The organism is Gemmobacter fulvus (assembly GCF_018798885.1).
In the GTDB taxonomy this organism is placed as follows: Bacteria; Pseudomonadota; Alphaproteobacteria; order Rhodobacterales; family Rhodobacteraceae; genus Gemmobacter; species Gemmobacter fulvus.
The window spans coordinates 244,029-269,216 of sequence record NZ_CP076361.1; the positions used below are offsets into that span (position 1 = coordinate 244,029).

Below are 25,188 nucleotides of genomic sequence, written 5' to 3' on the forward strand. Positions count from 1 at the left end.
CGCAAGCCCGATGCCGGGCCGTCCCGGCCCCCGGAGGGGCAGCCCGGTAGGAAATCCGCAGTGCAGGATGTATGTTTTTGCGCGGGCCCCAGCCCGCGGACCAGAATCGCGGCAGAAACGGGGTGCAACAAACTTGTGTCGCTCTCTGGCTGCTGAATGTCGAAAACCGACACCGCCGCGCGCAGGGCCACGCATAGAACGGATTCAAGAACGAGGAAGGAATCACATGCCAGAGGTGACCATCGTCTATTGGCGCGACATCCCGGCCCAGGTCATTGTGGGCAAGGGGCGGCGCGGGGCGAAAGTGCAGCTGACCGAACGCTTTGAACAGGCGATTGACCGCTGCGCGATGAAGATCGGCGCGAAGGATGCCGATGCCTATCTGGCCGAATGGCGCAAGGCCCCGCCCTACGAGGTCGAGGGCGAGCAGGACGAGATTGCGAAATCCGTCGCGGCAGCGCTTGAAGCCGAATACGACACTGCGCGCCTCAAGGCGCTGATTGATGCCGAGGGCCGGGCCTGAGCGCCCTGCCCCCCAACGTCCCTTCATCAGGAGCCGCCCATGGCGCTGTTCAACTTTCGCCGCGATAGCGCAGCCGCCACGCCGGATGCCGACACCGAAGCCTTCCTGAAAGGCTATTCCATCGAGGTGATGCCGCGCACCGCCGAAAAGGTCGAGGATTTCTGCGCCCTTCTGCCCAAGGGCACGCGCGTCTACATCGCCCATATCGAAGGCACCCCGATCGAAGACATGGTGGCGACGGCGCGGCGGCTGGCGGACGAAGGCTTTGTGGTTATGCCGCATTTTCCGGCGCGGATCATCCCCGACCGCGCGACGCTGGCCGACTGGCTGGCGCGTTACAAGGGCGAGGCCGGTGTGAAACAGGCGCTGCTGCTGGGCGGTGGCGTCAATACGCCAGCCGGCGAATTCGATGCCTCGATGCAGCTGATCGAAACCGGGCTGTTTGATGGGTTTGAACGGCTGCATGTCGCGGGCCACCCCGAAGGCAACAAGGATATCGACAAGGACGGCGGCGACCGCATCGTGATGCAGGCGCTGAAATGGAAACAGGCCTTTGCCGAACGCTCCGATGCGCAGATGGCCATTGCGACGCAGTTCTGCTTCGAGGCCGATCCGGTGATCGCCTGGGCCGACCGGCTGGCCGCCGAAGGCATCAAGCTGCCGATCCATATCGGGGTTGCGGGACCGGCCAAGCTGCAGACGCTGATCAAATTCGCCATTGCCTGCGGTGTAGGCCCCAGCTTGCGGGTGCTGCAAAAGCGCGCGATGGATGTGACCAAGCTGCTGATGCCCTATGAGCCGACCGAATTCGTGGCGGCACTGGCGGCGCACAAGGCCAAGCACCCGGAATTCGGCATCGAATCCGTGCATTTCTTCCCGCTGGGCGGCATCAAGACCAATGCCACCTGGGCCACTGATCACGGCGGCGCCTCGGCCGTTCCCGCAAACCAGGCTTGAAGGACCAGCCATGACCCGGACCGTTATCGAATCCAAGACCAAGACCGTCATCATCGGGTTTGACGAACCCTTCTGCGTGATCGGGGAACGTATCAACCCCACCGGGCGCAAGAAGCTTGCGGCAGAGCTGGAGGCCGGCAATTTCGACACCGTGATCAGGGACGCGCTGGAACAGGTGGCCTGTGGCGCGACCGTGCTGGACGTGAACTCGGGTGCTGTCTTCACCAACAAGATGGCCGAAGATCCGCGTTATGCCGACAATAACTTTGTCGAGCCGCCGCTGATGAAGGCGCTGATCGAGATCATCCAGCAAACGGTCGACGTCCCGCTGTGTATCGACAGCTCGGTTCCTGGCGCACTGGAGGCCGGTCTGATGGCCTGCGAGGGCCGGCCGCTGCTGAACTCGGTGACGGGTGAGGAAGAGCGGCTGGAGCTGGTGCTGCCGCTGGTCAAGAAATACAATGTGCCGGTGGTGGCGATTTCCAACGACGACACCGGCATTTCGCAAGACCCCGATGTGCGCTTTGCCGTGGCGAAAAAGATCGTGCAACGCGCCGCCGATTTCGGCATTCCGGCGCATGACATCGTGGTCGACCCGCTGGTGATGCCGGTGGGCGCGATGGGCACTGCCGGCCAGCAGGTGTTTGCACTGGTGCGTCGCCTGCGCGAAGAGCTGGGCGTGAACACCACCTGCGGTGCGTCGAACATCAGCTTTGGCCTGCCGCAGCGCCATGGCATCAACGCGGCCTTCCTGCCGATGGCGATTGGCGCGGGCATGACCTCGGCCATCATGAACCCGGTCCGTCAGGTGGAGATGGAGGCGATCCGCGCCGCCAACTTCCTGATGAACCACGATCCGAATGGCGGTGAATGGATCCGCTTTGCCAAGGTGATCGAAGCGGTCGAAGGCGGCATGAGCTTTGCCGATGCCTCTTCGGCGCAGACCTCGGCGGCATCGGGCCGTCGCGGCGGGCGGCGCTCGCGCGGCTGATCTCCGGCTTTAACCCCGGCACAGGCTGACAAAAACACCCGCCAATCCGGCGGGTGTTTTCGTTTGCTTAACCTTTATTCGCCACAGTTCATCCCCAAGGGCACATTTTTGCCGCTTTGCTTGCGCAATGGGACCATAGGCCCCGCGCAAAAGGCGGGGGACGCGCCGCAGAGGAAGACGTGCCGATGGATGGACAATGAGCAGCCTGAGCGAGATCAACGCCATTCATGTGCTCTGCTCTGCCGAAGAGGCCGCGGCGCGGGATCGCGCGGCGGGCACCTATGCTGCCAATATCGCCAGCGACAGCCGCTATTACATGTGGCAGGGCCAGCAGCAGATCCTGCCGCTGGGCATGGATGGCGAACCGGAGCTGTTTGCCGCAGGCCTGCGCGCCGCCCTGCCCGGTGTGAACACGCTGCGCCTGTCGTTCAATGCCTTTGCCTTTGATGACGCGGGCGGGCTGCATCCGCTCTATGAACGCTTTCTGGCCGCCGCTGCGTCGCAGGGTTTCAAGCTGATCTTCACCTATACCGATGGCGGGCAGCAGACGACCGGGGCCGATGGCAGCCTGACCACCGATCAGATTGGCGCGGCGCTGGATGGCGCGGTGCAGGACCGCGCCGTCGACAGTTGGACCCGCCTGATGGACTGGATGGCCGATCATCCCGCCGTGGAATCCTCGGTCTGGGGCTATGAGCTGGCGAATGAGGCCGCCGCCTATGAACGGGCGGTGGTGCTGGCCCCGCGCGGCACCAAGGGTGCGGCCGAAGCCCGCTTTGTGGAGCTTTATGCCCGCCACATGGCTGAACTGGCCGAGGTCGTGCAGACCCGGCAGGATGACGCCCGCATCCTTGTGGGCGGCTGGGCCTATTCGGCGCGTTTTGTCGATATGGCGGAAAACATGGTCGGAGCGCAGACCGCACTGGATTACCTGCGCGACCAGGTGGGGGCGGCGTTGGTCTGGGCGGCGCATCTTTATCCCGGCTGGCACAGCGGCACCGCGCAGGGGCCAGAGGCCATGATCGCGGCCTTTGAGGCGGTGTTCGCGCCTCTGGGCGAGGATGACATCCTGCTGACTGAAACCAGCCTCTCCGGCGCGCTGATCAATGATTTCAGCCTGCCGGACAGCATGACCACCCATCTGGCGCGCACGCAGGAGTGGTTTGCTGATCGCGGCATCGGCGTCACCTGGTTTTCCGGGGCCGAGGCCGGGGCCTCCAGCCTCGTATCGGTCGACAGCGATGGCAGCCTGCGTTACCTGCACCAGCACAGCCTTGCCTTCGCGCTCAATGCCTTCTCGCTGGACGATGCGCCTGCCGCCCATGCCGGGAATCAGGTGATCCATGCCAGCCTGCGCGCGGCCAAGCTGCGCAACGAGGCCTATGATGGCGGGCTGACGATGGATCCCGTGCACAAGATCGGCACCGGCTTTGGCCATGGCGGCAATGACACGCTGTTCGGCGGCACAGCCGCCAACAATTTCCTTTACGGTGGTCAGGGGCACGACCGGGTGCAGGGCGCCGAGGCCGAGGATTTTCTGTTCGGCCAGATGGGCGATGACACACTGGCGGGGCTGGCGGGCAATGATCTGCTGTTTGGCGGCCGGGGCAACGACCTGCTGCGCGGTCAGGGCGGCAATGACACGCTGGAGGGCGGCGCAGGCGCGGACAGGTTCGATGCCAGCGCGGGCAATGACCTGATCACCGATGCCGAAATGGCGGCGGGCGATCTGATCTTTCTGGGGCGCGGCTATACCGGCTGGGCCCAGATTGCCGCCCGGATCAGCCATCAGGCCATCAACGGGCCGACGGTGAATGATGTGGTGATCCGCCACGCCGATGCCACGCAAACGGTTCTGCTCGACATGCGCGGCGCGCTGGGCGCGGCGGCATTCCTGTTTTCGGGCACCGCTGATCGGGTGGAGGGCACCACAAAGGCCGATCTGATTGCCGAAGGCTATCAGGATATGGATGGCAATGTGTTTTCTGCCCCGATCCGGCGGATCGCGGCGGGTCATGGCAATGACACGATCAATGGCAGCCTTGCCGCCGACTGGCTGGATGGCAATGCGGGCGATGATCTGCTGCAGGGCAGCAAGGGGGCCGATACCCTGTCTGGCGCGGTGGGGCGGGACAGCCTGTTTGGCGGCGACGGGCGCGATGTGGTCATGGGCGGCGGCGATGCCGACTTGCTGCATGGCGGCGCGGCGGATGATGTGATCGCCACGGGTCAGGGCAATGATCTGGCCTATGGCGGCGCCGGGGCCGACCGGATCCGCGGCGAGGCCGGGCAGGACACGCTGTATGGCGGCACGGGCTGGGATGTGATCCATACCGGGGCCGAGGCCAGCACGGTGTTCGGCGACGCCGGGCGCGACACCATCATGGCCGATATTGAACGGGCCGGGCACCGGCTGAGCGGCGGCAGCGGCGGCGACAGTTTCGTGTTCCATTCCGCCGATGCGACCGGGCGCAGCCAGTCGGTGATCACCGATTTCACCGCCGGGCAGGACCGCATCCTGTGGGGCAGCCGGGTGATTGATCTGGACCATCTGCCGAAAGGCATGGCGCTGCACGACAGCGCCGCTGGTCTGGTTCTGGAATTCTCGCCCGGCAATTCGGTGCTGCTGGAGGGGTTTTTCCTCTGAACCTTGCGCTGCATCATGGTGGCAGCGGCGGTGCGGTGGTGGGATCGGGCAAAGGCACATTCTGCAAGGATTCCCATGGCCCCGCTTTCCGGCATCACCATCCTCGATCTGACACATGTTCTGGCGGGGCCGTTCTGCGCCACGATTCTGGCCGATCTGGGCGCGCATGTGATCAAGGTCGAACGCCCCAGCACCGGCGATGACACCCGCGCCTTCCCCCCCTTCACGAACGGGGAAAGCGCCTATTTTGCGGCGCTGAATGCCGGAAAACGCTCCATCGCGCTGGATTTGAAGGCCGAGGCGGATCGCCAGATTTTCGAGGCGCTGCTGGCCCGCGCCGATGTGCTGCTGGAGAATTACCGCCCCGGCGTGATGGAGCGCCTGGGCTATGGCTGGCAGGATCTGCAAAGCCGCCTGCCCCGGCTGATCTACGGCGCGGTTTCGGGCTTTGGCCATAGCGGACCAGAGGCCGGCAAACCCGCCTATGACATGGTGGTGCAGGCGCGCGGCGGTGTGATGAGCATCACCGGCGAGGAAGGCGGGCCGCCGGTGCGGGTCGGCGCCTCGCTGGGCGACATCGTGGCGGGCATGTATCTGGCGCAGGGGGTGCTGGCGGCGCTTTATGACCGCAGCCGCACCGGCCTTGGTGCCAAGATCGACATCTCGATGCTGGATTGCCAGTTGGCCATTCAGGAACACAGCATTGCCATCACCACGGCCACCGGCATACCACCGGGCCGCACCGGCGCGCGCCATCCTACCATCACGCCCTTTTCCACCTATCGCGCGGCGGACGGGTTCTTTGTGATCGCGGCGGGCAATGACGCGCTGTTTGCCCGGCTCTGTGCGGCGCTGGGCCACCCCGGCTGGGCCACGGATCCCCGCTTTGCCAGCAATGCCGCGCGCTGCGAGCATGTCGCGCTGCTGAAACGCCTGATCGAGGCGGTGACACTGGGCGCGCCCTGTGCGGAGTGGATCGCCACGCTGGACGCGGCGGGCGTACCGACCGGCCGTGTGCAGGACATGGCCGAGGTGCTGCGCGACCCACAACTGCTGGCCCGCAACATGGTGGTGCCGGTGGCCGCGCGTCCGGGTGGGCCTGCCTTCACTGCCGCAGGCAACCCGATCAAGATGTCCACCCTGCCGGATCTGCGGCAGCGCGGCCCGGCCCCGGCGCTGGATGCCGACCGCGCCGCCATCCTCGGCTGGCTGTCCGGCCCGCCAGAGGGCGCAAGCTGACCGCAACCTGCCGCGAACAGGCATTGCGATTGCAGGCCACCGGCCTACAAAGGAACAGCGAGGGGGCAATGGCCGCCCCTGTTCCGTCCGCGTATTCCGGTCTGTCCGGGCGACGGGGCGGTGCTGCAGATTGGGCAAGAGGCAGACATGACCGAAGACGCGCTGGTGATCTTTACTCCTTCCGGCAAACGGGGCCGGTTCGCGCTTGGCACCCCCGTGCTGACGGCGGCGCGGCAATTGGGCGTGGATCTGGATTCGGTCTGCGGCGGGCGCGGCATCTGCTCCAAATGCCAGATCCAGCCGGGCTATGGCGAGTTTTCCAAATTCGGCATCCATGTCGACAGCGAGGCGCTGACCGATTGGAACGCGGTGGAAGAGCGCTACAAATCCAAGCGTGGCATGCTGGATGGCCGCCGTCTGGGCTGTCAGGCCAAGGTGATGGGCGATGTGGTGATCGACGTGCCGCCGGAAAGCCAGGTCCACAAACAGGTGATCCGCAAATCCGCCACGCAGCGCGACATCGTGATGGATCCGGCAACCCGGCTGTTGTTCATCGAGGTGACAGAGCCGGACATGCACGAGCCGTCGGGCGATTTTGAACGGGTGGTGCTGGCCCTGCGCGAGCAATGGCAGGTGGAGGCGGTAGAGGCCGATCTGCACATCCTGCGGCGCTTGCAGCCGGTGCTGCGCAAGGGCGCGTGGAAGATCACAGTCGCCCTGCACAAGGGCAACCACGATCCCCACCACCGGATCCTGGAAATCTGGCCGGGCTTCCACGAAGGCGGGCTGTATGGTCTGGCGATTGATCTGGGATCGACCACCATTGCCGCCCATCTGTGCGATCTGCGCGATGGCGCGGTTCTGGCCTCGTCCGGTGTGATGAACCCGCAGATCCGCTTTGGCGAAGATCTGATGAGCCGGGTGTCCTATGCGATGATGAACCCCGGTGGCGATGTGGAAATGACCCGTGCGGTGCGCGAGGCGATCAACAGTCTGGCCGCCACCATCGCGCAAGAGGCGCAGATCGACCCCAAGGCCATTTTCGAGGTGGTCTTTGTCTGCAATCCGGTGATGCACCACCTGCTGCTGGGCATTGATCCGGTGGAGCTGGGGCAAGCGCCGTTTGCGCTGGCGCTAAGCGGCAGCCTGAGCCTGCCTGCGGCAGAGCTTGACCTTTCGGCCCTGAACCGGGCGGCGCAGGTCTATATCCTGCCCTGCATTGCGGGCCATGTCGGGGCTGATTGCGCGGCGGTTGCCCTGTCGGAAGAACCGAACAAATCGGAACAGATGGTGCTGATTGTCGATGTCGGCACCAATGCCGAAATCCTGCTGGGCAACAAGGACCGCGTTCTGGCCTGTTCCAGCCCGACCGGCCCGGCCTTTGAAGGCGCACAGATCAGCTCTGGCCAGCGTGCAGCTCCCGGCGCGATCGAGCGGGTGGAGATTGACAGCCTGACCAAAGAGCCGCGCTTCCGGGTGATCGGCTCGGACCTCTGGTCGGATGATCCGGGCTTTGCCGAGGCGACCAAGACCTCAGGCATCACCGGCATTTGCGGATCGGGCATCATCGAGGCGGTGGCCGAAATGCGCATGGCGGGCATTGTCGACGGCTCGGGCCTGATCGGTTCGGCGGAACAGGTCCGATCGGTCCGCTCGGTGCCCGAGGGGCGGACGCACAGCTATCTGCTGCATGATGGCAGCGCCGACGGCGGGCCGGTGATCCATGTCACCCAGACGGACATCCGCGCCATCCAGCTGGCAAAATCCGCGCTGTATGCCGGGGCGCGGCTGCTGATGGACGAGATGGGGGTGGATACGGTCGACAAGGTGATCCTCGCCGGCGCGTTTGGCGCGCATATCAGCCCGAAACACGCGATGGTTCTGGGCATGATTCCCGATGCGCCATTGGATCATGTGCTGAGTGCGGGCAATGCGGCAGGCACCGGCGCGCGGATTGCGCTGTGCAACCGTGCGTCCCGGGATACCATCGAGGCGGTGGTGCATGATATCCACAAGGTTGAAACCGCCATCGAGCCGCGCTTCCAGGAACATTTCGTCAATGCCAATGCGATCCCGCACGCGGTCGACCCTTTCCCGGAGCTGAGCGCCATCGTCACCCTGCCCCAGGTCAGCTACAACACGGCGGGTGCCGGTTCCGAAGGGCGGCGGCGGCGCAGGGGGTGACATCTGCGGCGGCTGCACTAAGATCACCGCATGATCGAAGAACGCCCCCAGGATCCCGTTGCGGATTTGTTGAAACGGATCGCCGCGCAAGACCGCGCCGCGTTCCGTGACCTTTATGCGTCGACCTCTGCGAAACTTATGGGCGTGCTGCTCCGTATGTTACGCCAGAGATCAGAGGCGGAGGATGCCTTGCAGGAGGTTTACACACGCATATGGCTGCGCGCAGCGCGGTTTGACCCCGCCAAGGGGCGTGGCATGACATGGGTGATTGCTGTGGCGCGGCATCTGGCGATTGACCGGCTGCGCGCCCGTCCGGAGGAACATCAATCCAGCGATGACGCGCTGGAATTCGTCGCGGATCAGACCCCCCGCGCCGAAAGCCGCCTTGTGGCGCTGGGCGAGGCGAAGCGCATCGTCGAGTGTTTCGGCACGCTGGATGCGGCGCGGGCCGCCGCAGTGCGCGGGGCCTATCTGGACGGACTGTCCTATGCCGATCTGTCGCTGCGCCATGATGTGCCGCTCAATACCATGCGCACATGGTTGCGGCGCGGATTGCAGGCGCTGCGGGCCTGTATGGACGGGGGGGTACGGCCATGAGTTTGCCGGACGATCTCGACCTTGCGGGGGAATATGTGCTGGGCACGCTGCCGCTGCCTGACCGGCTCGCCTTCGAAACGCGGCTGAAATCCGACGCAGGGCTGGCACTGGCCGTGGCCGATTGGGAGATGCGGCTGGAGGGGCTGAACGAATTTTATGCCGAAAGCCCTGCCCCCGATCTGCTGCCCCGGATCGAGGCGCGGCTGTTCGCCCGTCCGGCCCGCGTGTCGCGCGGCTGGTTCGGCTGGCTGGCCGGGGCGGCGACGGCGGCCATGCTGGCGCTGACCACCGTTGCGCTGTTGCCGCCGCCAGCCCCGCCGGTGGTGGCAACGCTGGGCAGCACGGACGCGCCGCTGCGGTTCGAGGCACATTATGACGGCACGGCGCTGATCGTGCAGCGGGTTGCGGGGGCCTTGCCTGCGCAGGACCAATCGCACGAGCTGTGGATCATCGCCCCCGAGGCCACGCCGGTATCGCTGGGCCTGATCGGCGATACCCCGCTGCGCGTGCCCTATCCCGAACCGCCGCCCGGCTGGGTTCTGGCGGTGACGGTGGAACCGGCAGGCGGCGCGCCGCAGGGCCTTCCCACCGGACCGATTGTCGCCAGTGGCGAAATCAGCCTGTGACACCCATCGCGCCCCGTCCCGCCGGACGGGGCGCAAATCTTCAGGCCGCCCGATTTTCGATCACATGCAGTTCACGAAAATGCGAGCCTGAAACTTCCGCCGAAAAGTCTCCGTAACTGCTGGTGTGCGGCGGGACAGACCCGCCCGGCAATTGGGAGATGACTTATGAAAACCCTTCGTATGGCGACCGCGATCCTCGCACTGTCCACCGTGGCGGCTCTGGCTGAAAACCCGATGGTGGGCGGCGCCGCGATGTATGAGGACAAGAACATCGTCGAAAACGCCGTGAATTCGGCCGATCACACCACCCTGGTGGCGGCTGTTCAGGCTGCTGGCCTCGTGGAAACCCTGTCGGGCGCTGGCCCCTTCACCGTGTTTGCGCCCACCAATGAGGCTTTCGCCAAGCTGCCCGCAGGCACCGTTGAGACGCTGCTGAAGCCCGAAAACAAGGATCAGCTGACCAAGATCCTGACCTGCCACGTGGTTGCGGCCAATGCCATGTCGGATGCCATCGGCAAGATGATCGCAGATGACAAGGGCATGCACCCGGTGAAAACCGTGGGCGGCTGCGAATTCACCGCGATGATGGATGGCGACAAGATTCAGATCAAGGATGGCCAGAACAACGTGGCGACCGTGACCATCGCCGATGTGAAACAGTCGAATGGTGTGATCCATGTGATCGACACGGTTCTGCTGCCGGCCAGCTGATCCGGCGCTGCGGCGGGTCAAGCCCCCAAGCCCCCGCCGCCGCTGTGAGACGCGCCGCCCGGACCCTCGTGGTCCGGGCGGGTTGCGTTCAGGGGCCATGCAAACCCCTGCCCCATTCCCGAATGTGCCGCCGAAATTACCCTTGATCCCGCCGCTGCTCCGGTGCTATCTGTGCCGCGTCGCGGGTGTAGCTCAATGGTAGAGCCGCAGCTTCCCAAGCTGATGACGAGGGTTCGATTCCCTTCACCCGCTCCAATCCCTCCCCCCGAAAATCCTGTCGTGAATGGGCTTTCCAAGCCCTGCGCCGCGCTGTAGCACAGGGCATCTTTTACAGGAGGTTCCCATGAACGAGGATATCAAGCGCATCGGCGTTGGCGCACGGATGAGCGAAGGCGTCTGCTATAACGGCATCATCTGGGTGGCAGGTCAGGTTGGCAATCCAGGGGATTCGGTGGCGGATCAGACCCGCACCTGTCTGGCCGAGGTGGATCGCATCCTCGCCGCCGCAGGCACCGACAAGACCCGGATCCTGTCGACCCAGATCTGGATGGCCGATATGGCGGATTTTGCGGAAATGAATGGCGTCTGGGACGCCTGGGTGCCGCAGGGCCACACCCCGGCCCGCGCCACCGGCGAGGCGAAACTCGCGACACCGGAGTATCTGGTGGAAGTGATCGTCACCGCGGCGCTGACCTGAAAAAGCCGGGGGGCTTTGCGCCCCCCGGACCCCCGGCAGGATATTTTTGCCAAGATGAAGGATCAGCCGCGCAGATAGGCCACCAGTTGCTGAGTGGAGCCGTCTTTGCCGGTGGCGGGTTGCCGCCCTTCCAGAATGGGTTGCAGCGCCAGCGCCAGCTCCTTACCCAGTTCCACCCCCCATTGATCATAGGAATTGATGCCGAGGATCACCCCCTCGACAAACACCCGGTGTTCATAGAGCGCGATGATCTGGCCCAGGGTAAAAGGCGTCAGCTGCGGATAGGCGAGCGTCGTCGAGGGCCGGTTGCCTGGGAAGACCCGGTGGCGCGCCTGACGTTCCAGCTCGGCCCCGGTCAGGCCCTTTTTCGCCATCAGCGTCCGGGCCTCGTCAAGGCTGCGGCCCCGCATCAGCGCTTCGGACTGGGCCAGACAGTTGGAGACCAGCAGCAGGTGCTGATGGGCAAGTTCGGGTTCATGCCCCTGACGCGCCACGAGAAATTCGCAGGGCACGACGCGGGTGCCCTGATGGATCAGCTGATAGAACGCATGTTGGCCATTGGTGCCCGGCTCGCCCCAGACCACCGGCCCGGAGTGATAGGGCAGATCCACGCCATCCATGCTGACGCCCTTGCCGTTGCTCTCCATTTCAAGCTGTTGCAGATAGGCCGGAAGGCGGCTCAGCCGCTGGTCATAGGGCAGAACGGCGCGGGTTGCATGGCCGCAGATCTGGTTGTGCCAGATGCCGACCAGCGCCAGCAGCACCGGTAGGTTCTGCGCGAAAGGTGCGGCACGGAAATGCCGGTCCATATCCGAACCGCCATTCAGGAATTCCTGAAAGTCCTCGGGGCCGACGGCCAGCATCAGCGAAAGCCCGATCGGCCCCCACATCGAATAGCGCCCGCCCACCCAATCCTCGAATCCGAAAACCCGTGCGGCATCAATGCCGTAAGCGGCGGTCTTGTCAGCGGCGGTCGATACGGCGGCGAATTGTGCGGCAGGATTGGCCACCGCTTTCGCCATCCAGGCCTTTGCCGTATCGGCATTGGTCATCGTCTCGATGGTGGTGAAGGTCTTGGAGGCCACGATCACCAGCGTCGTCTGCGGGTTCAGCCCGTGCAGCACGTCATGGATATGCGCGCCATCGACATTGGAGACGAAATGCACCCGGGGGCCATCATGAAATGGCGCAAGTGCCAGCGTGGCCATGGCTGGGCCAAGATCGGAGCCACCGATGCCGATGTTCACCACATCGGTGATCGCGCCGCCCTGCCCGGTGAAGCGGCCCGCCCGCACATCCCGCGCGAAATCGGCACAGCGCGACAGCGTCGCCCGCACCTCGGGCATCACATCGCGGCCTTCGACCATCACCGTCGCATCAAGGTTGCGCAGCGCGGTATGCAGCACGGCGCGGCCTTCGGTCTCGTTGATCTTTTCACCCGCAAACATCGCCGCTCGGCGGCCAGCCACATCACGCGCTTCGGCCAGTTCCAGCAACAGCGCAAGGGCGGTGGCGTCCAGATCGGTTTTTGAAAAATCAAACAGCATCCCGCCGTGGCGGGCCGAAAAGGCCTCTGCCCGACCGGAGTCGCCGAACAGCGCGGCAATGCTGCGCGGCTGGGTCGCGGCGTGATGGGCGCTCAGCGCCTGAAAAGGGGTCGTCATGGTCGGAGTCCCTGTCTTATTCCGCCCAGTGGACGGTTGCGTTTTTCAAGACGGCGGCCACCGGGGCGTCCTGTGCAGACAGACCGGCAGCGCGTTCGATGGCGGCCCGTTTTTCCGGGCCGGTGATCAGGATATGAATGTTCATCGCCCCGGCCAGCACCGGCGCCGTCAAGGTGATGCGCGGCTCGCCGGCCGCCTCGGCCCGCATCGGCAGCAGCAACGGGGCCTGCGCGCTCAGCGCCTCTTCCAGACGGTCGGCACCGGGAAACAGGCTTGCGGTGTGCATATCGGCGCCCATGCCCAGCAGCAGCACCGAAATCGGCAGATGCGGGCGCAAGCCGTCGGCCAGCGCCTCCAGCATGTCTTCCGGAGTTTCGGCCGGGGCGTAAAGCGGGATCAGCCGCGCCAGATGCGCCTTGCCACGCAGCAGACGTTCGCGCAGCAGCCGGGTGTTCGAGCGCGGATTGTCCTCGGCCACCCAGCGTTCGTCGTTCAGGAACACCGCCACATTGCCCCAGTCGAGATCCACGCCCGACAGCGTATCTAAGATCGGCCCCGGCGTGGTGCCCCCCGGCACACAGAGCGAGGCGCGCCCCTCGCGGCGCAGGAAATCGGCCAGTTCACCCGCGATGCGGTCAGCCAGCGACAGCATCATCAATTCGCGGTCAGGATATTCTAGAAAGGTCATTCACGAATCTCCCGCCAGCGACGGCCATCGCGGTGCATCAGCATCAGCGCATCTTCCGGGCCGGATGAGCCGGCATCATAGCCGCGCGGCTTGTCATCGCGGGCCTCCCAGCCTTCGATGATCGGGTCGGTCCAGGCCCAGGCGGCCTCCACCTCGTCGCCACGCATGAACAGGGTCTGGTTGCCCCGGATCACATCCATGATCAGCCGCTCGTAAGCGTCGGGAATATCGGCACCATCCTCGCCAAGCGCCTCGGCAAAGCTCATGTCCAGCGGCACCTGCGTCAGGCGCATCCCACCCGGCCCCGGTTCCTTGATCATCACCGACAGGTTCATGCCCTCGTTCGGTTGCAGACGGATCACCAGCACATTTTCATGCCAGCCCTTCGCATCGTCAAAGATCGAATGCGGCGGCTCCTTGAAAATGATGGCGATTTCCGAAGCTCGCCCGCGCAGTTTCTTGCCGGTGCGCAGATAGAACGGCGTGCCCTGCCAGCGCCAGTTCGCCACCTGCACCTTGAGCGCGACATAGCTTTCGGTCTTGGTATCGGGGTTTTCGCTGTCGGCCACATAACCGGGCGTGCCCTTGGCACCCAGATATTGCCCGCGCACGATGTCTTCGGGCGGCACCGGCTGCAAGGCGCGGATGACCTTGAGCTTTTCATCCCGAACCGCGTCGGGGTCGAAATGATAGGGCGGCTCCATCGCGATCAGGCACAGCAGTTGCATCATATGGTTCTGCACCATATCGCGCATCGCGCCGGATTTGTCGTAATAGGCCCCGCGGCCTTCGACACCCACGGTTTCGGCCACAGTGATCTGCACATGATCCACATATTGTGCATTCCACAGCGGCTCGAACAGGATGTTGGCGAAACGCACCGCCATCAGGTTCTGCACGGTTTCCTTGCCCAGATAGTGGTCGATCCGGTAGATCTGCGCTTCCGAGAAATGCGCCGCCAGCGTTTCGTTCAAGGCGCGGGCCGAGGCGAGATCACGCCCGAACGGCTTTTCAACCACAATGCGGCTTTGGGCATCAGCAATGGCATGCAGATGCAGGCGTTCGGCCAGATCGCCGAACAGCGCGGGCGCAACCGAGAAATAGAACGCGCGCACCACACCGGGCCGCATCAGCGCCTTCAACTCGGACCAGCCGCCCTCGCCCTTGGCATCAATCGCCACATAGTCGATCTGGCTGATGAAAGCCTCGATCACCGCATCATCGCGCTTTTCTGCGGCGACGAATTCGGCAATCGCCGCCCGCACCATATTGCGGAACTCGGGGACATCCATGGCGCTGCGTGCCGCCCCGATGATGCGGCACTCCGGCGGGATCTGACCAGACAGATACCTGCGATAAAGCCCCGGCAGGATCTTGCGGTTCGCCAGATCGCCGGTGGCACCAAATATGACCAGATCGAAAACCTCAACCGGAATGACGCGCGAAACCATGGCCTCTCCTTGCTGCTGCTGCAATCAACGCCCGCCACAATCCTGCATTGGCGATGTTAGCGCTAACGAAGGCGTTCTACCCGGTGTTCAGCAGAAAGTCTAGCATTGGATGCGGCAAGGGGAAACAGCCCGCGATCAGGTTTCGTCCAGAACCTGCCAGGCCACACGTTTCAGCCCCGGCTCGGCAGCCAGACGCGAGGCGGCCTGTTCCAGAATGGGGTCGGCCAGCCCTTCGGCCGTCACCGTGGCTGTCAGCGAAATGGTATCGCCGCCCTCGCCACCACCCAGTTCGATCTGTGCGATATGCAGCCCACCCAGACCCAATGTGCGCAGGATCAAGCCCCTCACCTCGGCCTCTTGCGCCGAGGTGCAGGTGACACAGACGGAATAGTGGCGGCTGATCGGCACACCGGCATTGGTCTTTTTCTTCAACCACTTGACCAAGGGGCGCAGACCAAGGTTCACGAACACCACACAGGCCGTCAGCACCAGCGCAAAGGGCCAGAACCCGCCCCCCGCCATCAGCCCCACCGCCGCCGAACACCACAGCGTCGCAGCCGTGTTCAGCCCATGCACATTGAACCCGTCGCGGAAGATGATTCCCGCCCCCAGAAAGCCGATCCCTGAGACGACCTGGGCGGCAACCCGGGTCGGGCTGACCTCATTGGGATAAAGCGTGGAAAAGGTGACAAAGGCCGCAGCCCCCAGCGCCACCAGCGCATTGGTGCGCAAGCCCGCCATCCGCTGCCGCACCTGCCGCTCTGACCCGATCAGCGCCCCACACCCCAGCGCCACGAACATGTTGATGGCAGCGGCATCAAGCGAAAGGATCATCAGAAGCTCCGTCTGGCAAAGAGACCGAGATTAGTGCCCCTGCGATAAAAGTGTAAATGTTTTACGACAGTTTCGTGACAAAAGCGCCGTGCCATGCCCGCTGACGACGCCCGACGCAATTGCGCAAGGTGCCGGTCGCTCAGGCATCCAGTTCGGCATCCCAATAAAGATAGTCCAGCCAGCTGTCATGCAGGTGGTTCGGCGGGAAGCGGCGGCCATGCGCCTGCATTTCTTCGGCGCTTGGCTGGCGCGGTGCCCGTGCCAGCCGCAGACCGGCCTGTTTCAGGGTCTTGCTGCCCTTGCGCAGATTGCAGGGCGAACAGGCCGCCACCACGTTTTCCCAGCTGGTGATGCCGCCCCGCGCCCGGGGCAGGACGTGATCGAAGGTCAGATCGCCCTTGCTGCCGCAATACTGGCAGCAGAATTCGTCCCTCAGAAAAAGATTGAAGCGCGTGAATGCCACGCGCTTCTGGGGTTTGACGAAATCTTTCAGCACGACGACCGAGGGTATGCGGAACTCTGCCCTCTGGCTGCGCACCGTCTGTTCATATTCGGCCACGATCTGCACCCGGTCCAGGCAGACGGCCTTGATCGCCTCCTGCCACGGCCAGAGCGACAGCGGGTAATAGGATAACGGGCGATAATCCGCATTCAGCACCAACGCGGGATACTGTTTGAGACTTGCGGGTTCCCGCACGAAAGTGGTTCTGAAATCGCCGTCCATAGTGCCTGAAAACTCCGCCTTTGCTTCGCAAACCGCCACCGGCCTGCCAAGGCGGGGAGAGCCGCCCCGACAGGAAAAACTATATATGGCGGGTTGCATCTGACAAGACCCATACTCTCGGGTTTGATCTCTGCCAGAGCGAGGTGACGGGGATGTGACAGATCTGCCTGTTTTTCAGGCTCAGCGCGTCGCCTTAGGTTGCAGCGCGAACCAGATCAGCGCGCCTCCGGCCAGGATCAGGAAGGGCAGCATCGCCATATTGACCGCCGCCCAGCCCGCCTGCACCGACCCGCCGGAACAGTTCATCAGCCCGCCCGAGGCAAAGGAGGCCAGTGACACGCCGGCAAAAACCACGAAATCATTCAGCCCCTGCATCCGGCCACGCTCTTGCACCGTGTGATGCGCGGCCAGCATGGTGGTGGCGCCGATAAAGCCGAAATTCCAGCCGACCCCCAGCAAGACCAGCGCGATGAAGAAATTCTCGAGCTCCACCCCGGCCATCGCCACCGCCCCGGCGGCAGCCAGAATGGTCAGACCGAGCGCAATCACCTTGGGCGCGCCAAAGCGGGCGATCACATGGCCGGTGAAGAAGGATGGCGCATACATCGCCAGCACATGCGCCGTGACCACATTGGCGGCATCGCCGGTTTCAAAGCCACAGCCTACCACCGCCAGCGGCGACGAGGTCATCACCAGATTCATCAGCGCATAAGACACCGTGGCGCAGATCACCGCGACGGCAATCGCCGGGGTGCGGATCAGCTCCATCCGGCTGCGGCCCTGCACCTCGCCCGCCACCCGGGGCCGGGGTTTGGGGATCTGCAAGGCGGCGAACAGGAACATGCCCAAGAGGTTCAGCGCGATCACCGCAAGATAGGTGCCCAGAAACGGCACCACCATCGCCTGCGCTGTCACCTTCACCAGCTGCGGCCCCAGCACGGCAGACAAAAGCCCGCCAGCCATCACGCCCGAAATCGCCTTGGGCCGATAGGCCTCGGACGCGGTGTCGGCGGCGGCAAAGCGATAGAAACCCTGCGCCGACATATACCCGCCGGTCAGCAAGCCCCCCAGCGAGAACAGCATGAACGAACCGATGCTCAGCCCGTAAGCCCCCACCGCGGCCCCTGCTGCCCCGAGCAGCGCGCCCAGCACAAAGCCCACCCGGCGGCCATGCCGCTGCATCACCGCCGACAGCGGCTGCGCCCAGAGCATCGAGCCGATCACCGTCAGCGAAATCGGCAGCGTGGCCCAGCAGGCATTGGTGGCCAGCGATTGCCCGGCAAGCCCCGCGATGGTGAAGATCATCGGCATCTGCGCGCCCAGAATGGCCTGTGCCGCGATCAGCACCCAGACATTGCGGCGGGCAAGGCGATCATCGGGTATCTGGGCGGGGGTCTGGGCACTGTTACGCATGGCGCGAGGTAAGCCTGCGCTTGCGCCTTGTGCAAGGGCGATTTCCCGTCCTAGCCTGCGGCAGAGTGGCGGAGGCATCATGGTCGGACGTATCATCATTGGGCCAGACTGTGTGGCAGAGGGCGCGGACTGGCTTGCGCGCCGTGATAACAGATTCGCGCAAGTCTTGGAACTGACAGGGGAATTGCCGCTACGCCGCAGACCCGAAGGTTTTGCAGAATTGCTGAGCGCGATCATCAGCCAGCAGGTCTCGGTCGCCTCGGCCAATGCGATCTGGGCCAGACTTTCGGCGGCGGGCATGGTCGATCCGGCGCAGGTGGCCGCTGCGGGCGACGAGGCGCTGCGCGCCTGTGGCCTGTCGCGCCAGAAGATCCGCTACGCGCAGGCATTGGCGCAGGCCGGTGTGGATTATGACGCGCTGCGGCAGTTGCCGGATGAGAAGATCATCGCGCAACTAACTGAAATATCTGGCATAGGCCGCTGGACCGCCGAGATTTACGTCATGTTCAGCCTGGGCCGCGCCGATGTCTTCGCCGCCAATGATCTGGCCTTGCAAGAGGGGGCGCGCCTGCTGTTTGATCTGCCCGAACGGCCCAAGGAACGGCAAATGCGGCAGATGGCCGAAGACTGGAGCCCGTGGCGCGCAGTTGCAGCCCGGCTGTTATGGGCCTACTACCGGGTGGCCAAAGAACGCGAGGGGATCAGATGACGCGGGTATTGCAATCGGAACGGCGGGCCTCTGCCTCGGGCAAGGTGCACAGCATGGTGGTCTTCGTGCATGGCTATGGCGCGGATGGCGCCGATCTGCTGGGCTTGGCCGATCCTTTGGCGCAGCACCTGCCGAACACGGTGTTCTACAGCCCCAATGCGCCGGAGCGCTGTGCCGGCGGCGGATTTGGCTTTCAGTGGTTTCCGATCCCCTGGCTGGACGGATCGTCGCAAGAGGCCGCGGATCAGGGCCTTGCCCGCGCGGCCGAGGATCTGAATGCCTTTCTGGATGCCAAGCTGGCGGAAGAGAACCTCGGGCCGGAAGCGCTTGCTTTGGTTGGATTTTCGCAAGGCTCGATGATGAGCTTGCACATCGCGCCCCGCCGTAATGCGGCCATGGCCGGGGTGGTTGCGTTTTCCGGGCGGCTGCTGAAGCCCGAACTTCTGGCGGCAGAGGCTCAGGTGAAACCGCCGGTCATGGTGATCCATGGCGATGCCGATCAGGTCGTGCCGTTCGAGGATATGAGCCGCGCCGGCAATGCGCTGGTGGCGGCGGGGTTTGAAACCTATGGCCATGTGATGCAGGGCACCGGCCATGGCATCGCGCCCGACGGTTTGCAGGTGGCGCTGTCCTTCCTTCACGACAAACTGCCGAAGTAAGCGCGGCGGATCAGAACCGGCCCGTCACCGCCTGCCACAACAGGCGGCGGCGGCGGGTGAATTCGGGCACCACCAGCGCGCCCTGCGCCACGCGGTTCGGTTCGGACGCCGCAAGCCGCAACAGCGGGCGCGTCAGATGCGCGGCCATCAGCGCCGAGCGGGGCAGCCTTGCCTTTCGGGCCATATCAAGTCGCGCCAGCCCATCGCGTGCCAAGGCGGCCACTTCCGCAGGGCGACCATCGACCAAAGGCACCCGGCCCAGTTCTTCCAGTTGCGGAACCGCCCTCAGGTAATTTGCAAGAGACGCGGCGTAACCTACAGACTTCGCATATTTTTCCGTTTCATCCGTCGCGCCGAGCGCCTTGCATGACAGCCACATCAGAGTGCCGCCCGTATCCTCAAGATACCTGGTCAAGGCCGCCGCATCGGCATGGGCATCGGAGTAGATATCCCAGCGACGGGCCGCGATCATCGCATCCAGCGCGGCCAGCGGCAGTGCCTTTGTGCGGATCAGCCGCCCCATCGGCGACATCACCTCATGCTGCGAGCCGGGGCCAGAAGCCTCTGCCTCCACCGCATCGCGCCACCATTGCAGCCGCATCTCGGCGATCATCGGCTCCTTGCTGGCCCAGGGCGCGCGGGCGATCTCGATGTTGAACGCATAAAGCGTGAACAGCGCCGCCCGATCCTCGGGTGCTGCGGCCATGGTGGCGGCAAAGCGTTCCGGGTCGGCGCGTTCGACGATGGCGGCGCAAGCGTCGCTCATGCTGCGGGCACCACCTGATCGCGGATCAGCTTCCACTGGATCGCATCCAGCAGCGCCTCGAAACTCGCGTCAACGATATTGGGCGACACCCCGACGGTGGACCAGCGGCGGCCCTGCCCATCCTCGCTGTCGATGATGACGCGCGTTACGGCCTCGGTGCCGCCCTGCGTGATGCGCACCTTGAAATCGACCAGTTTCAGATCGTCGATACAGGCCTGATAGGGGCCGAGATCCTTGGCCAGCGCCTTGGACAGCGCATTGACCGGGCCGCGATCGGTGCCTTCTTCATCCATGCTTTCCGACACCGACAGCATCTTTTCGCTGCCGATCTTGACCACCACCACCGCCTCGGACAGCGAAATCATGCGGTTATACTTGTTTTTGCGCCGCTCCACCGTGACGCGGTAGCGTTTCACCTCGAAAAACTCGGGGCACAGGCCCAGCTCGCGCCGGGCCAGCAACTCGAACGAGGCCTGCGCGCCGTCATAGGCATAGCCCTCATCCTCGCGCTGCTTGATCGCATCGAGGATCAGCGCCAGCCGCGCATCACCGGGCGCTACCGCAATGCCCGCCGCCGCCAGACGCGCGCGCAGGTTGGATTGCCCGGCCTGATTGCTCATCGGGATGATGCGCTCATTGCCGACCAGCGCCGGGTCAATATGTTCGTAGGTGCTGGGGTCTTTCAGAATGGCCGAGGCATGCAGCCCGGCCTTATGCGCAAAGGCCGAGGCGCCGATATAGGGCGCGGCGCGCTGCGGCACCCGGTTGAGAATGTCATCCAGCATGCGCGAGGTTTTCAGCAAGCCTTGCAGCGCCTCGCGCGTTACGCCGATCTCCAGCGTGTCGGCAAAGGGCGGTTTCAGCAGCAGCGTCGGGATCAGCGTCACCAGATTGGCATTGCCACAACGTTCGCCAAGGCCGTTCAGCGTGCCCTGCACCTGCCGCGCCCCGGCCTGCACGGCGGCCAGGGAATTGGCCACGGCATTGCCGGTATCATCATGGCAATGGATGCCCAGATGCGCACCGGGAATGCCCGCCGCAATCACTTCGGCAGTGATCCGCCCCACTTCCGAGGGCAGCGTGCCGCCATTGGTATCGCAGAGCACCACCCAACGCGCCCCAGCCGCCAGCGCCGCATGCAGGCAGCGCAGCGCGTAATCAGGGTTGGCGCGGTAGCCGTCAAAGAAATGTTCGGCATCCAGCATCGCCTCGCGGCCCCTGGCCACGACATGCGCAATGCTGGCGCGGATGTTTTCAAGGTTTTCGTCCAGCGTGATGCCAAGCGCGGTGGTGACATGAAACTCATGCGTCTTGCCAACCAGACAGACCGCAGGCGTGCCCGGATCCAGCACCGCCGCCAGCACGTCGTCATTTTCCGCCGAACGGCCCGCGCGTTTGGTCATGCCAAAGGCCGTGAGTGTGGCGCGGGTCTGCGGGGCCTGCACGAAAAACTCGGAATCGGTCGGGTTCGCTCCCGGCCAGCCGCCTTCGATATAGTCGATCCCCAAAGCATCCAGCGCCAGCGCGATCTGGCGTTTTTCGGCGGTGGAAAACTGCACCCCCTGCGTTTGCTGGCCATCGCGCAGGGTGGTGTCAAACAGATACAGGCGCTCGCGGCTCATGCTGGCATACTTTCGGTTCAGGCGTTCGGTCTGGTCGGATCAGTCTTCGTCGACAACGCGGAAAATGGCAGGCACTGCGGGGCATGGGCGCATTTCGTTGCGGATCACATCCGACAGGCGGGTCTGGTGCAGGAACACATAGACATGCGCCGACAGCCCCTCCCACAGCCGGTTGGTCAGCGATTGCGCGCGGCTGCCCGACACGCCACCGCTGGCCCCGGCCCCGGTGTGCATGGCGTTCACCGTCTCTTCGACCGCTTCCATGATTTCCGAGACGCGAATCTCGGCAGGCGGCTTGGCAAGCCGGTAGCCGCCGCCGGGGCCGCGCACCGCCTCGACCAGCCCGGCCCGGCGCAATTTGACAAAAAGCTGCTCCAGATAGGGCAAGGAAATGTCCTGCCGCTTGGAAATTTCGGCTAGGGAAACGAGATCATCGGTTTTGGCCAAAGCGAGATCGGCCAATGCCACCATCGCATACCGGCCTTTTGTCGAGAGTTTCATAGCGCCGCCTCCACTCAATGCCCCCAAATCCATTGACGTGCCGCTTGCGCGCGCTTAACTCACGTCAACCCCCAAAGGCTTGCCTGACGGGACTTAATTTATCCGCCCCGGTTGCGCAATCATCGCGGGCGATGTGCAAGAAAAAGGCGATACAATGCCCGAAGTGATCTTTGCCGGCCCCGAAGGCCGCCTTGAAGGCCGTTACCACCCGCAAAAGGACCGCGACGCGCCGATTGCCATCGTGCTGCATCCGCACCCGCAATTCGGCGGCACGATGAACAACAAGGTGGTCTATAACCTGCATTACGCCTTCTACAATCTGGGCTTTACCGTGCTGCGCTTCAACTTCCGCGGCGTGGGGCGCAGCCAGGGCGAATATGATCAGGGCATTGGCGAGCTGTCGGATGCGGCAACCGCGCTGGATTACCTGCAATCCATGAACCAGAACAGCAAACATTGCTGGGTGGCGGGCTTCAGCTTTGGCGCCTGGATCGGGATGCAGCTGCTGATGCGGCGGCCCGAGATCACCGGCTTCATCTCGGTTTCGCCGCCGGCGAACATGTATGATTTCAGCTTCCTCGCACCCTGCCCGTCCTCGGGCCTGATCATCAACGGCTCGGCCGACCGCGTGGCCGCCCCCAAGGATACCGTGAGCCTGGTGAACAAGCTGCACGAACAGAAGGGCATCACCGTCACCCACAACGTGGTGGAAGGGGCTGACCACTTCTTCAAGGATGACGAGGCGCATATGAAGCCGATGATCGACACCGTGTCGACCTATGTGAAGCGCCGTCTGGGCGAGGCATCGCGCTGATATGGGCGTCACCGAGGATCTGTCCGACGCTCTGGCCCGCGATGTGATCGCGGCGATGGACGAAATGGGCAATGACCGCTTCTATATGGAAGTGGCCAAGATGCTCGGCTCCATGTCGCCCTCGATGGAAGAGGGCTTCATGACGGCCATCCGCGTGCGGCTGGCCGAACAGCGCGGGCGCGATTTTCTGGCGAAGAAGCTCGCGGCCCATCGCAAGGGCGATGCGGGTGTCTGAGGCGGCGCAGACCCACCGTCTGGAACAGCAATTCGCCTTTCTGAACGAGGCGGACCGCCTGAAATCGGTGCTGCGGGCGACCACGCTGGTCGATGGCTCGCGGGTGGAAAACTCGGGCGAACACAGCTGGCATCTGGCGCTTTATGCGCTGGTGCTGGCCGATCAGGCCCGGCCCGGCGTGCAGATCGACCGGGTGATCCGCATGTTGCTGCTGCACGATCTGGTGGAAATCGACGTGGGCGATGTGCCGATCCATTCGGCCAATGGCGCGGCGCATGGATCGGCCGAAACGCAGGCGGCGGAATCCAAGGCTGCTGACCGTATTTTCGGACTGCTTCCCAATGACTTGCGCGATGACCTTCGCGCCCTGTGGGAGGAATTCGAGGCGGCAGAAACCCCGGATGCCGTCTTTGCCAAGAGCCTGGACAGGGTGCAGCCTGTGATGGCCAACCTGATGTCGGGCGGCGGCACCTGGACCACTTATAACGTCACCGCAGAGCAGCTCGACTCGCGCGTCGGTGTCAAGGTCGCGCGGGGGGCCCCGGCGCTTTGGGCTTGGGTGCGCGGCAAGACACAGGCCTATTTTGGCTGAGGCCCGGGGCCGCCACACTCCGGCACAGGATCGGCGGATTTTGGTATGCAATTGCATACCGGGCTTCCCAAGCCCCTGTTTTTCCGCTATGCAGCATCAACCGAATCTTCCAACCATAAAGGGACGGACATGACCAAGATCAAGGTGGAAAACCCCGTCGTCGAGCTTGACGGCGACGAGATGACCCGGATCATCTGGGACTTCATCAAACAGAAACTGATCCTGCCCTATCTGGATATTGATCTGAAATATTACGACCTCGGCATCGAGGAACGTGATCGCACCAATGACCAGATCACCATTGATTCGGCAGAAGCGATCAAGAAATACGGCGTGGGCGTGAAATGCGCGACCATCACCCCGGATGAACAGCGGGTCGAGGAATTCGGCCTGAAACAGATGTGGAAATCGCCCAACGGCACCATCCGCAACATCCTTGGCGGCGTGATCTTCCGCGAGCCGATCATCTGCAAGAACGTGCCGCGTCTGGTTCCGGGCTGGACCCAGCCGATCGTCGTTGGCCGTCATGCCTTTGGCGACCAGTATCGTGCCACCGACTTCCGCTTCCCCGGCGCGGGCAAGCTGACGATGAAATTCGTCGGCGACGATGGCACCGTGATCGAGAAGGATGTCTATTCGGCCCCGTCCTCGGGCGTCTACATGGGCATGTACAACCTTGATGACAGCATCATCGACTTTGCCCGCTCGTCGATGAACTATGGTCTGCTGAAAGGCTGGCCGGTCTATCTGTCGACCAAGAACACCATCCTGAAGGCCTATGATGGGCGCTTCAAGGATCTGTTCGCCAAGGTCTATGCCGAAGAATTCGAAGACAAGTTCAAGGCGGCTGGCATCCATTACGAACACCGCCTGATCGACGACATGGTGGCTTCGGCAATGAAATGGTCGGGCGGCTATGTGTGGGCCTGCAAGAACTATGACGGCGACGTGCAGTCGGACACCGTGGCACAGGGCTTCGGCTCGCTGGGTCTGATGACCTCGGTGCTGATGACGCCCGATGGCAAGACGGTCGAAGCCGAAGCGGCGCATGGCACGGTGACGCGCCACTACCGCCAGCATCAGGCCGGCAAGGAAACCTCGACCAACTCGGTCGCGTCGATCTTTGCCTGGACCGGCGGCCTCAAGCATCGCGCCAAGCTGGACAACAACGACCAGCTGATGCGCTTTGCCACCACGCTGGAAAAAGTGACGGTGGATGCGGTCGAAGACGGCTGGATGACCAAGGATCTGGCGCTGCTGGTTGGCCCCGATCAGAAGTGGCTGACCACGATGGGTTATCTGGAAAAGGTCGACGAATACCTCAACAAGGCGCTGGTCGGCTGA

General features: G+C 63.9%; 25 protein-coding genes and 1 tRNA gene. 17 read left to right on the forward strand and 9 right to left on the reverse strand.

Annotation, left to right across the window (positions count from 1 at the left end; translation table 11 throughout):
• Positions 1–226 precede the first annotated feature (226 nt).
• The 11 genes from KM031_RS01085 to KM031_RS01135 all read left to right on the forward strand — a co-directional run bounded on the left by KM031_RS01085 (position 227) and on the right by KM031_RS01135 (position 11,172).
• Positions 227–523 carry a virulence factor gene (locus KM031_RS01085; protein WP_215504207.1) on the forward strand — a complete coding sequence of 99 codons (297 nt, stop codon included), beginning with the start codon at positions 227–229 and terminating at the stop codon, positions 521–523.
• A gap of 39 nt (positions 524–562) precedes the next feature.
• Positions 563–1,480, forward strand: coding sequence for a methylenetetrahydrofolate reductase (locus KM031_RS01090; protein WP_215504206.1), 918 nt, complete (start codon positions 563–565; stop codon positions 1,478–1,480).
• A gap of 10 nt (positions 1,481–1,490) precedes the next feature.
• Positions 1,491–2,471: a methyltetrahydrofolate cobalamin methyltransferase gene (locus KM031_RS01095; RefSeq protein ID WP_215504205.1), complete on the forward strand. Its 981-nt coding sequence runs from the start codon at positions 1,491–1,493 to the stop codon at positions 2,469–2,471.
• A 196-nt stretch (positions 2,472–2,667) separates the two neighbouring features.
• The gene (locus KM031_RS01100; protein WP_215504204.1) at positions 2,668–5,118 is read left to right on the forward strand and encodes a calcium-binding protein; all 2,451 of its coding nucleotides are present in this window, start codon (positions 2,668–2,670) and stop codon (positions 5,116–5,118) included.
• Between the two features lie 75 nt (positions 5,119–5,193).
• Positions 5,194–6,357: a CaiB/BaiF CoA transferase family protein gene (locus tag KM031_RS01105; RefSeq protein ID WP_215504203.1), complete on the forward strand. Its 1,164-nt coding sequence runs from the start codon at positions 5,194–5,196 to the stop codon at positions 6,355–6,357.
• 147 nt (positions 6,358–6,504) lie between these two features.
• Positions 6,505–8,541 (forward strand): ASKHA domain-containing protein, encoded by a 2,037-nt coding sequence (locus KM031_RS01110; protein WP_215504202.1) that lies wholly within the window; start codon positions 6,505–6,507, stop codon positions 8,539–8,541.
• A gap of 30 nt (positions 8,542–8,571) precedes the next feature.
• Complete coding sequence (locus tag KM031_RS01115; RefSeq protein WP_215504201.1) at positions 8,572–9,138, forward strand: sigma-70 family RNA polymerase sigma factor; 567 nt, start codon at positions 8,572–8,574, stop codon at positions 9,136–9,138.
• Positions 9,135–9,764, forward strand: coding sequence for an anti-sigma factor (locus KM031_RS01120; RefSeq protein WP_215504200.1), 630 nt, complete (start codon positions 9,135–9,137; stop codon positions 9,762–9,764). Before KM031_RS01115 ends, KM031_RS01120 begins: the two co-directional genes overlap by 4 nt.
• Positions 9,765–9,929: 165 nt before the next feature.
• Positions 9,930–10,475, forward strand: a complete 546-nt coding sequence (locus tag KM031_RS01125) for a fasciclin domain-containing protein (RefSeq protein ID WP_215504199.1) — start codon at positions 9,930–9,932, stop codon at positions 10,473–10,475.
• A 181-nt stretch (positions 10,476–10,656) separates the two neighbouring features.
• Positions 10,657–10,730 (forward strand) — tRNA-Gly (locus tag KM031_RS01130).
• A gap of 88 nt (positions 10,731–10,818) precedes the next feature.
• On the forward strand, positions 10,819–11,172 hold the full coding sequence (locus KM031_RS01135) for a RidA family protein (RefSeq protein ID WP_246566886.1): 354 nt from the start codon (positions 10,819–10,821) through the stop codon (positions 11,170–11,172).
• A 62-nt stretch (positions 11,173–11,234) separates the two neighbouring features.
• On the opposite strand, the gene pgi is transcribed toward KM031_RS01135, so the two are convergent.
• The 6 genes from pgi to KM031_RS01165 form a co-directional block, all read right to left on the reverse strand.
• A complete protein-coding gene (pgi, locus tag KM031_RS01140) occupies positions 11,235–12,836 on the reverse strand; it encodes a glucose-6-phosphate isomerase (protein ID WP_215504198.1) in 1,602 nt (533 codons plus the stop codon).
• 16 nt (positions 12,837–12,852) lie between these two features.
• Entirely contained in the window at positions 12,853–13,524 is a 672-nt protein-coding gene (pgl, locus tag KM031_RS01145; RefSeq protein WP_215504197.1) for a 6-phosphogluconolactonase, read from the reverse strand.
• Positions 13,521–14,975, reverse strand: coding sequence for a glucose-6-phosphate dehydrogenase (gene zwf / locus KM031_RS01150; protein ID WP_215504196.1), 1,455 nt, complete (start codon positions 14,973–14,975; stop codon positions 13,521–13,523). Before zwf ends, pgl begins: the two co-directional genes overlap by 4 nt.
• Positions 14,976–15,110: 135 nt before the next feature.
• The gene (locus KM031_RS01155; RefSeq protein WP_215504195.1) at positions 15,111–15,809 is read right to left on the reverse strand and encodes an MgtC/SapB family protein; all 699 of its coding nucleotides are present in this window, start codon (positions 15,807–15,809) and stop codon (positions 15,111–15,113) included.
• Between the two features lie 139 nt (positions 15,810–15,948).
• The gene (locus KM031_RS01160; RefSeq protein ID WP_215504194.1) at positions 15,949–16,533 is read right to left on the reverse strand and encodes an HNH endonuclease; all 585 of its coding nucleotides are present in this window, start codon (positions 16,531–16,533) and stop codon (positions 15,949–15,951) included.
• 180 nt (positions 16,534–16,713) lie between these two features.
• Positions 16,714–17,946, reverse strand: coding sequence for an MFS transporter (locus KM031_RS01165; RefSeq protein WP_215504193.1), 1,233 nt, complete (start codon positions 17,944–17,946; stop codon positions 16,714–16,716).
• Positions 17,947–18,025: 79 nt separating this feature from the next.
• On the opposite strand from KM031_RS01165, the gene KM031_RS01170 reads away from it, so the two are divergent.
• Entirely contained in the window at positions 18,026–18,655 is a 630-nt protein-coding gene (locus KM031_RS01170; RefSeq protein ID WP_215504192.1) for a DNA-3-methyladenine glycosylase family protein, read from the forward strand.
• Positions 18,652–19,314 carry an alpha/beta hydrolase gene (locus KM031_RS01175; protein ID WP_215504191.1) on the forward strand — a complete coding sequence of 221 codons (663 nt, stop codon included), beginning with the start codon at positions 18,652–18,654 and terminating at the stop codon, positions 19,312–19,314. The genes KM031_RS01170 and KM031_RS01175 overlap by 4 nt, the downstream gene beginning before the upstream one ends.
• Before the next feature lie 10 nt (positions 19,315–19,324).
• Here KM031_RS01175 and KM031_RS01180 read toward each other — a convergent pair whose 3' ends face one another.
• Genes KM031_RS01180 through iscR form a run of 3 tightly spaced genes read right to left on the reverse strand, consistent with a single transcriptional unit; the run spans position 19,325 to position 22,203 of the window.
• Positions 19,325–20,080, reverse strand: coding sequence for a phytoene/squalene synthase family protein (locus KM031_RS01180; protein WP_215504190.1), 756 nt, complete (start codon positions 20,078–20,080; stop codon positions 19,325–19,327).
• On the reverse strand, positions 20,077–21,702 hold the full coding sequence (gene cimA, locus KM031_RS01185; protein ID WP_215504189.1) for a citramalate synthase: 1,626 nt from the start codon (positions 21,700–21,702) through the stop codon (positions 20,077–20,079). Before cimA ends, KM031_RS01180 begins: the two co-directional genes overlap by 4 nt.
• A 39-nt stretch (positions 21,703–21,741) precedes the next feature.
• A complete protein-coding gene (gene iscR, locus KM031_RS01190) occupies positions 21,742–22,203 on the reverse strand; it encodes a Fe-S cluster assembly transcriptional regulator IscR (protein WP_215504188.1) in 462 nt (153 codons plus the stop codon).
• A gap of 154 nt (positions 22,204–22,357) precedes the next feature.
• Between iscR and KM031_RS01195 the strand changes: the two genes are divergently transcribed.
• The 4 genes from KM031_RS01195 (at position 22,358) to KM031_RS01210 (ending at position 25,188) form a co-directional block, all read left to right on the forward strand.
• On the forward strand, positions 22,358–23,017 hold the full coding sequence (locus KM031_RS01195) for an alpha/beta hydrolase (protein ID WP_215504187.1): 660 nt from the start codon (positions 22,358–22,360) through the stop codon (positions 23,015–23,017).
• A gap of 1 nt (position 23,018) precedes the next feature.
• Positions 23,019–23,252 carry a hypothetical protein gene (locus KM031_RS01200; RefSeq protein WP_215504186.1) on the forward strand — a complete coding sequence of 78 codons (234 nt, stop codon included), beginning with the start codon at positions 23,019–23,021 and terminating at the stop codon, positions 23,250–23,252.
• On the forward strand, positions 23,239–23,844 hold the full coding sequence (locus KM031_RS01205; protein ID WP_215504185.1) for an HD domain-containing protein: 606 nt from the start codon (positions 23,239–23,241) through the stop codon (positions 23,842–23,844). The genes KM031_RS01200 and KM031_RS01205 overlap by 14 nt, the downstream gene beginning before the upstream one ends.
• 129 nt (positions 23,845–23,973) lie before the next feature.
• Positions 23,974–25,188, forward strand: coding sequence for an NADP-dependent isocitrate dehydrogenase (locus KM031_RS01210; RefSeq protein WP_215504184.1), 1,215 nt, complete (start codon positions 23,974–23,976; stop codon positions 25,186–25,188).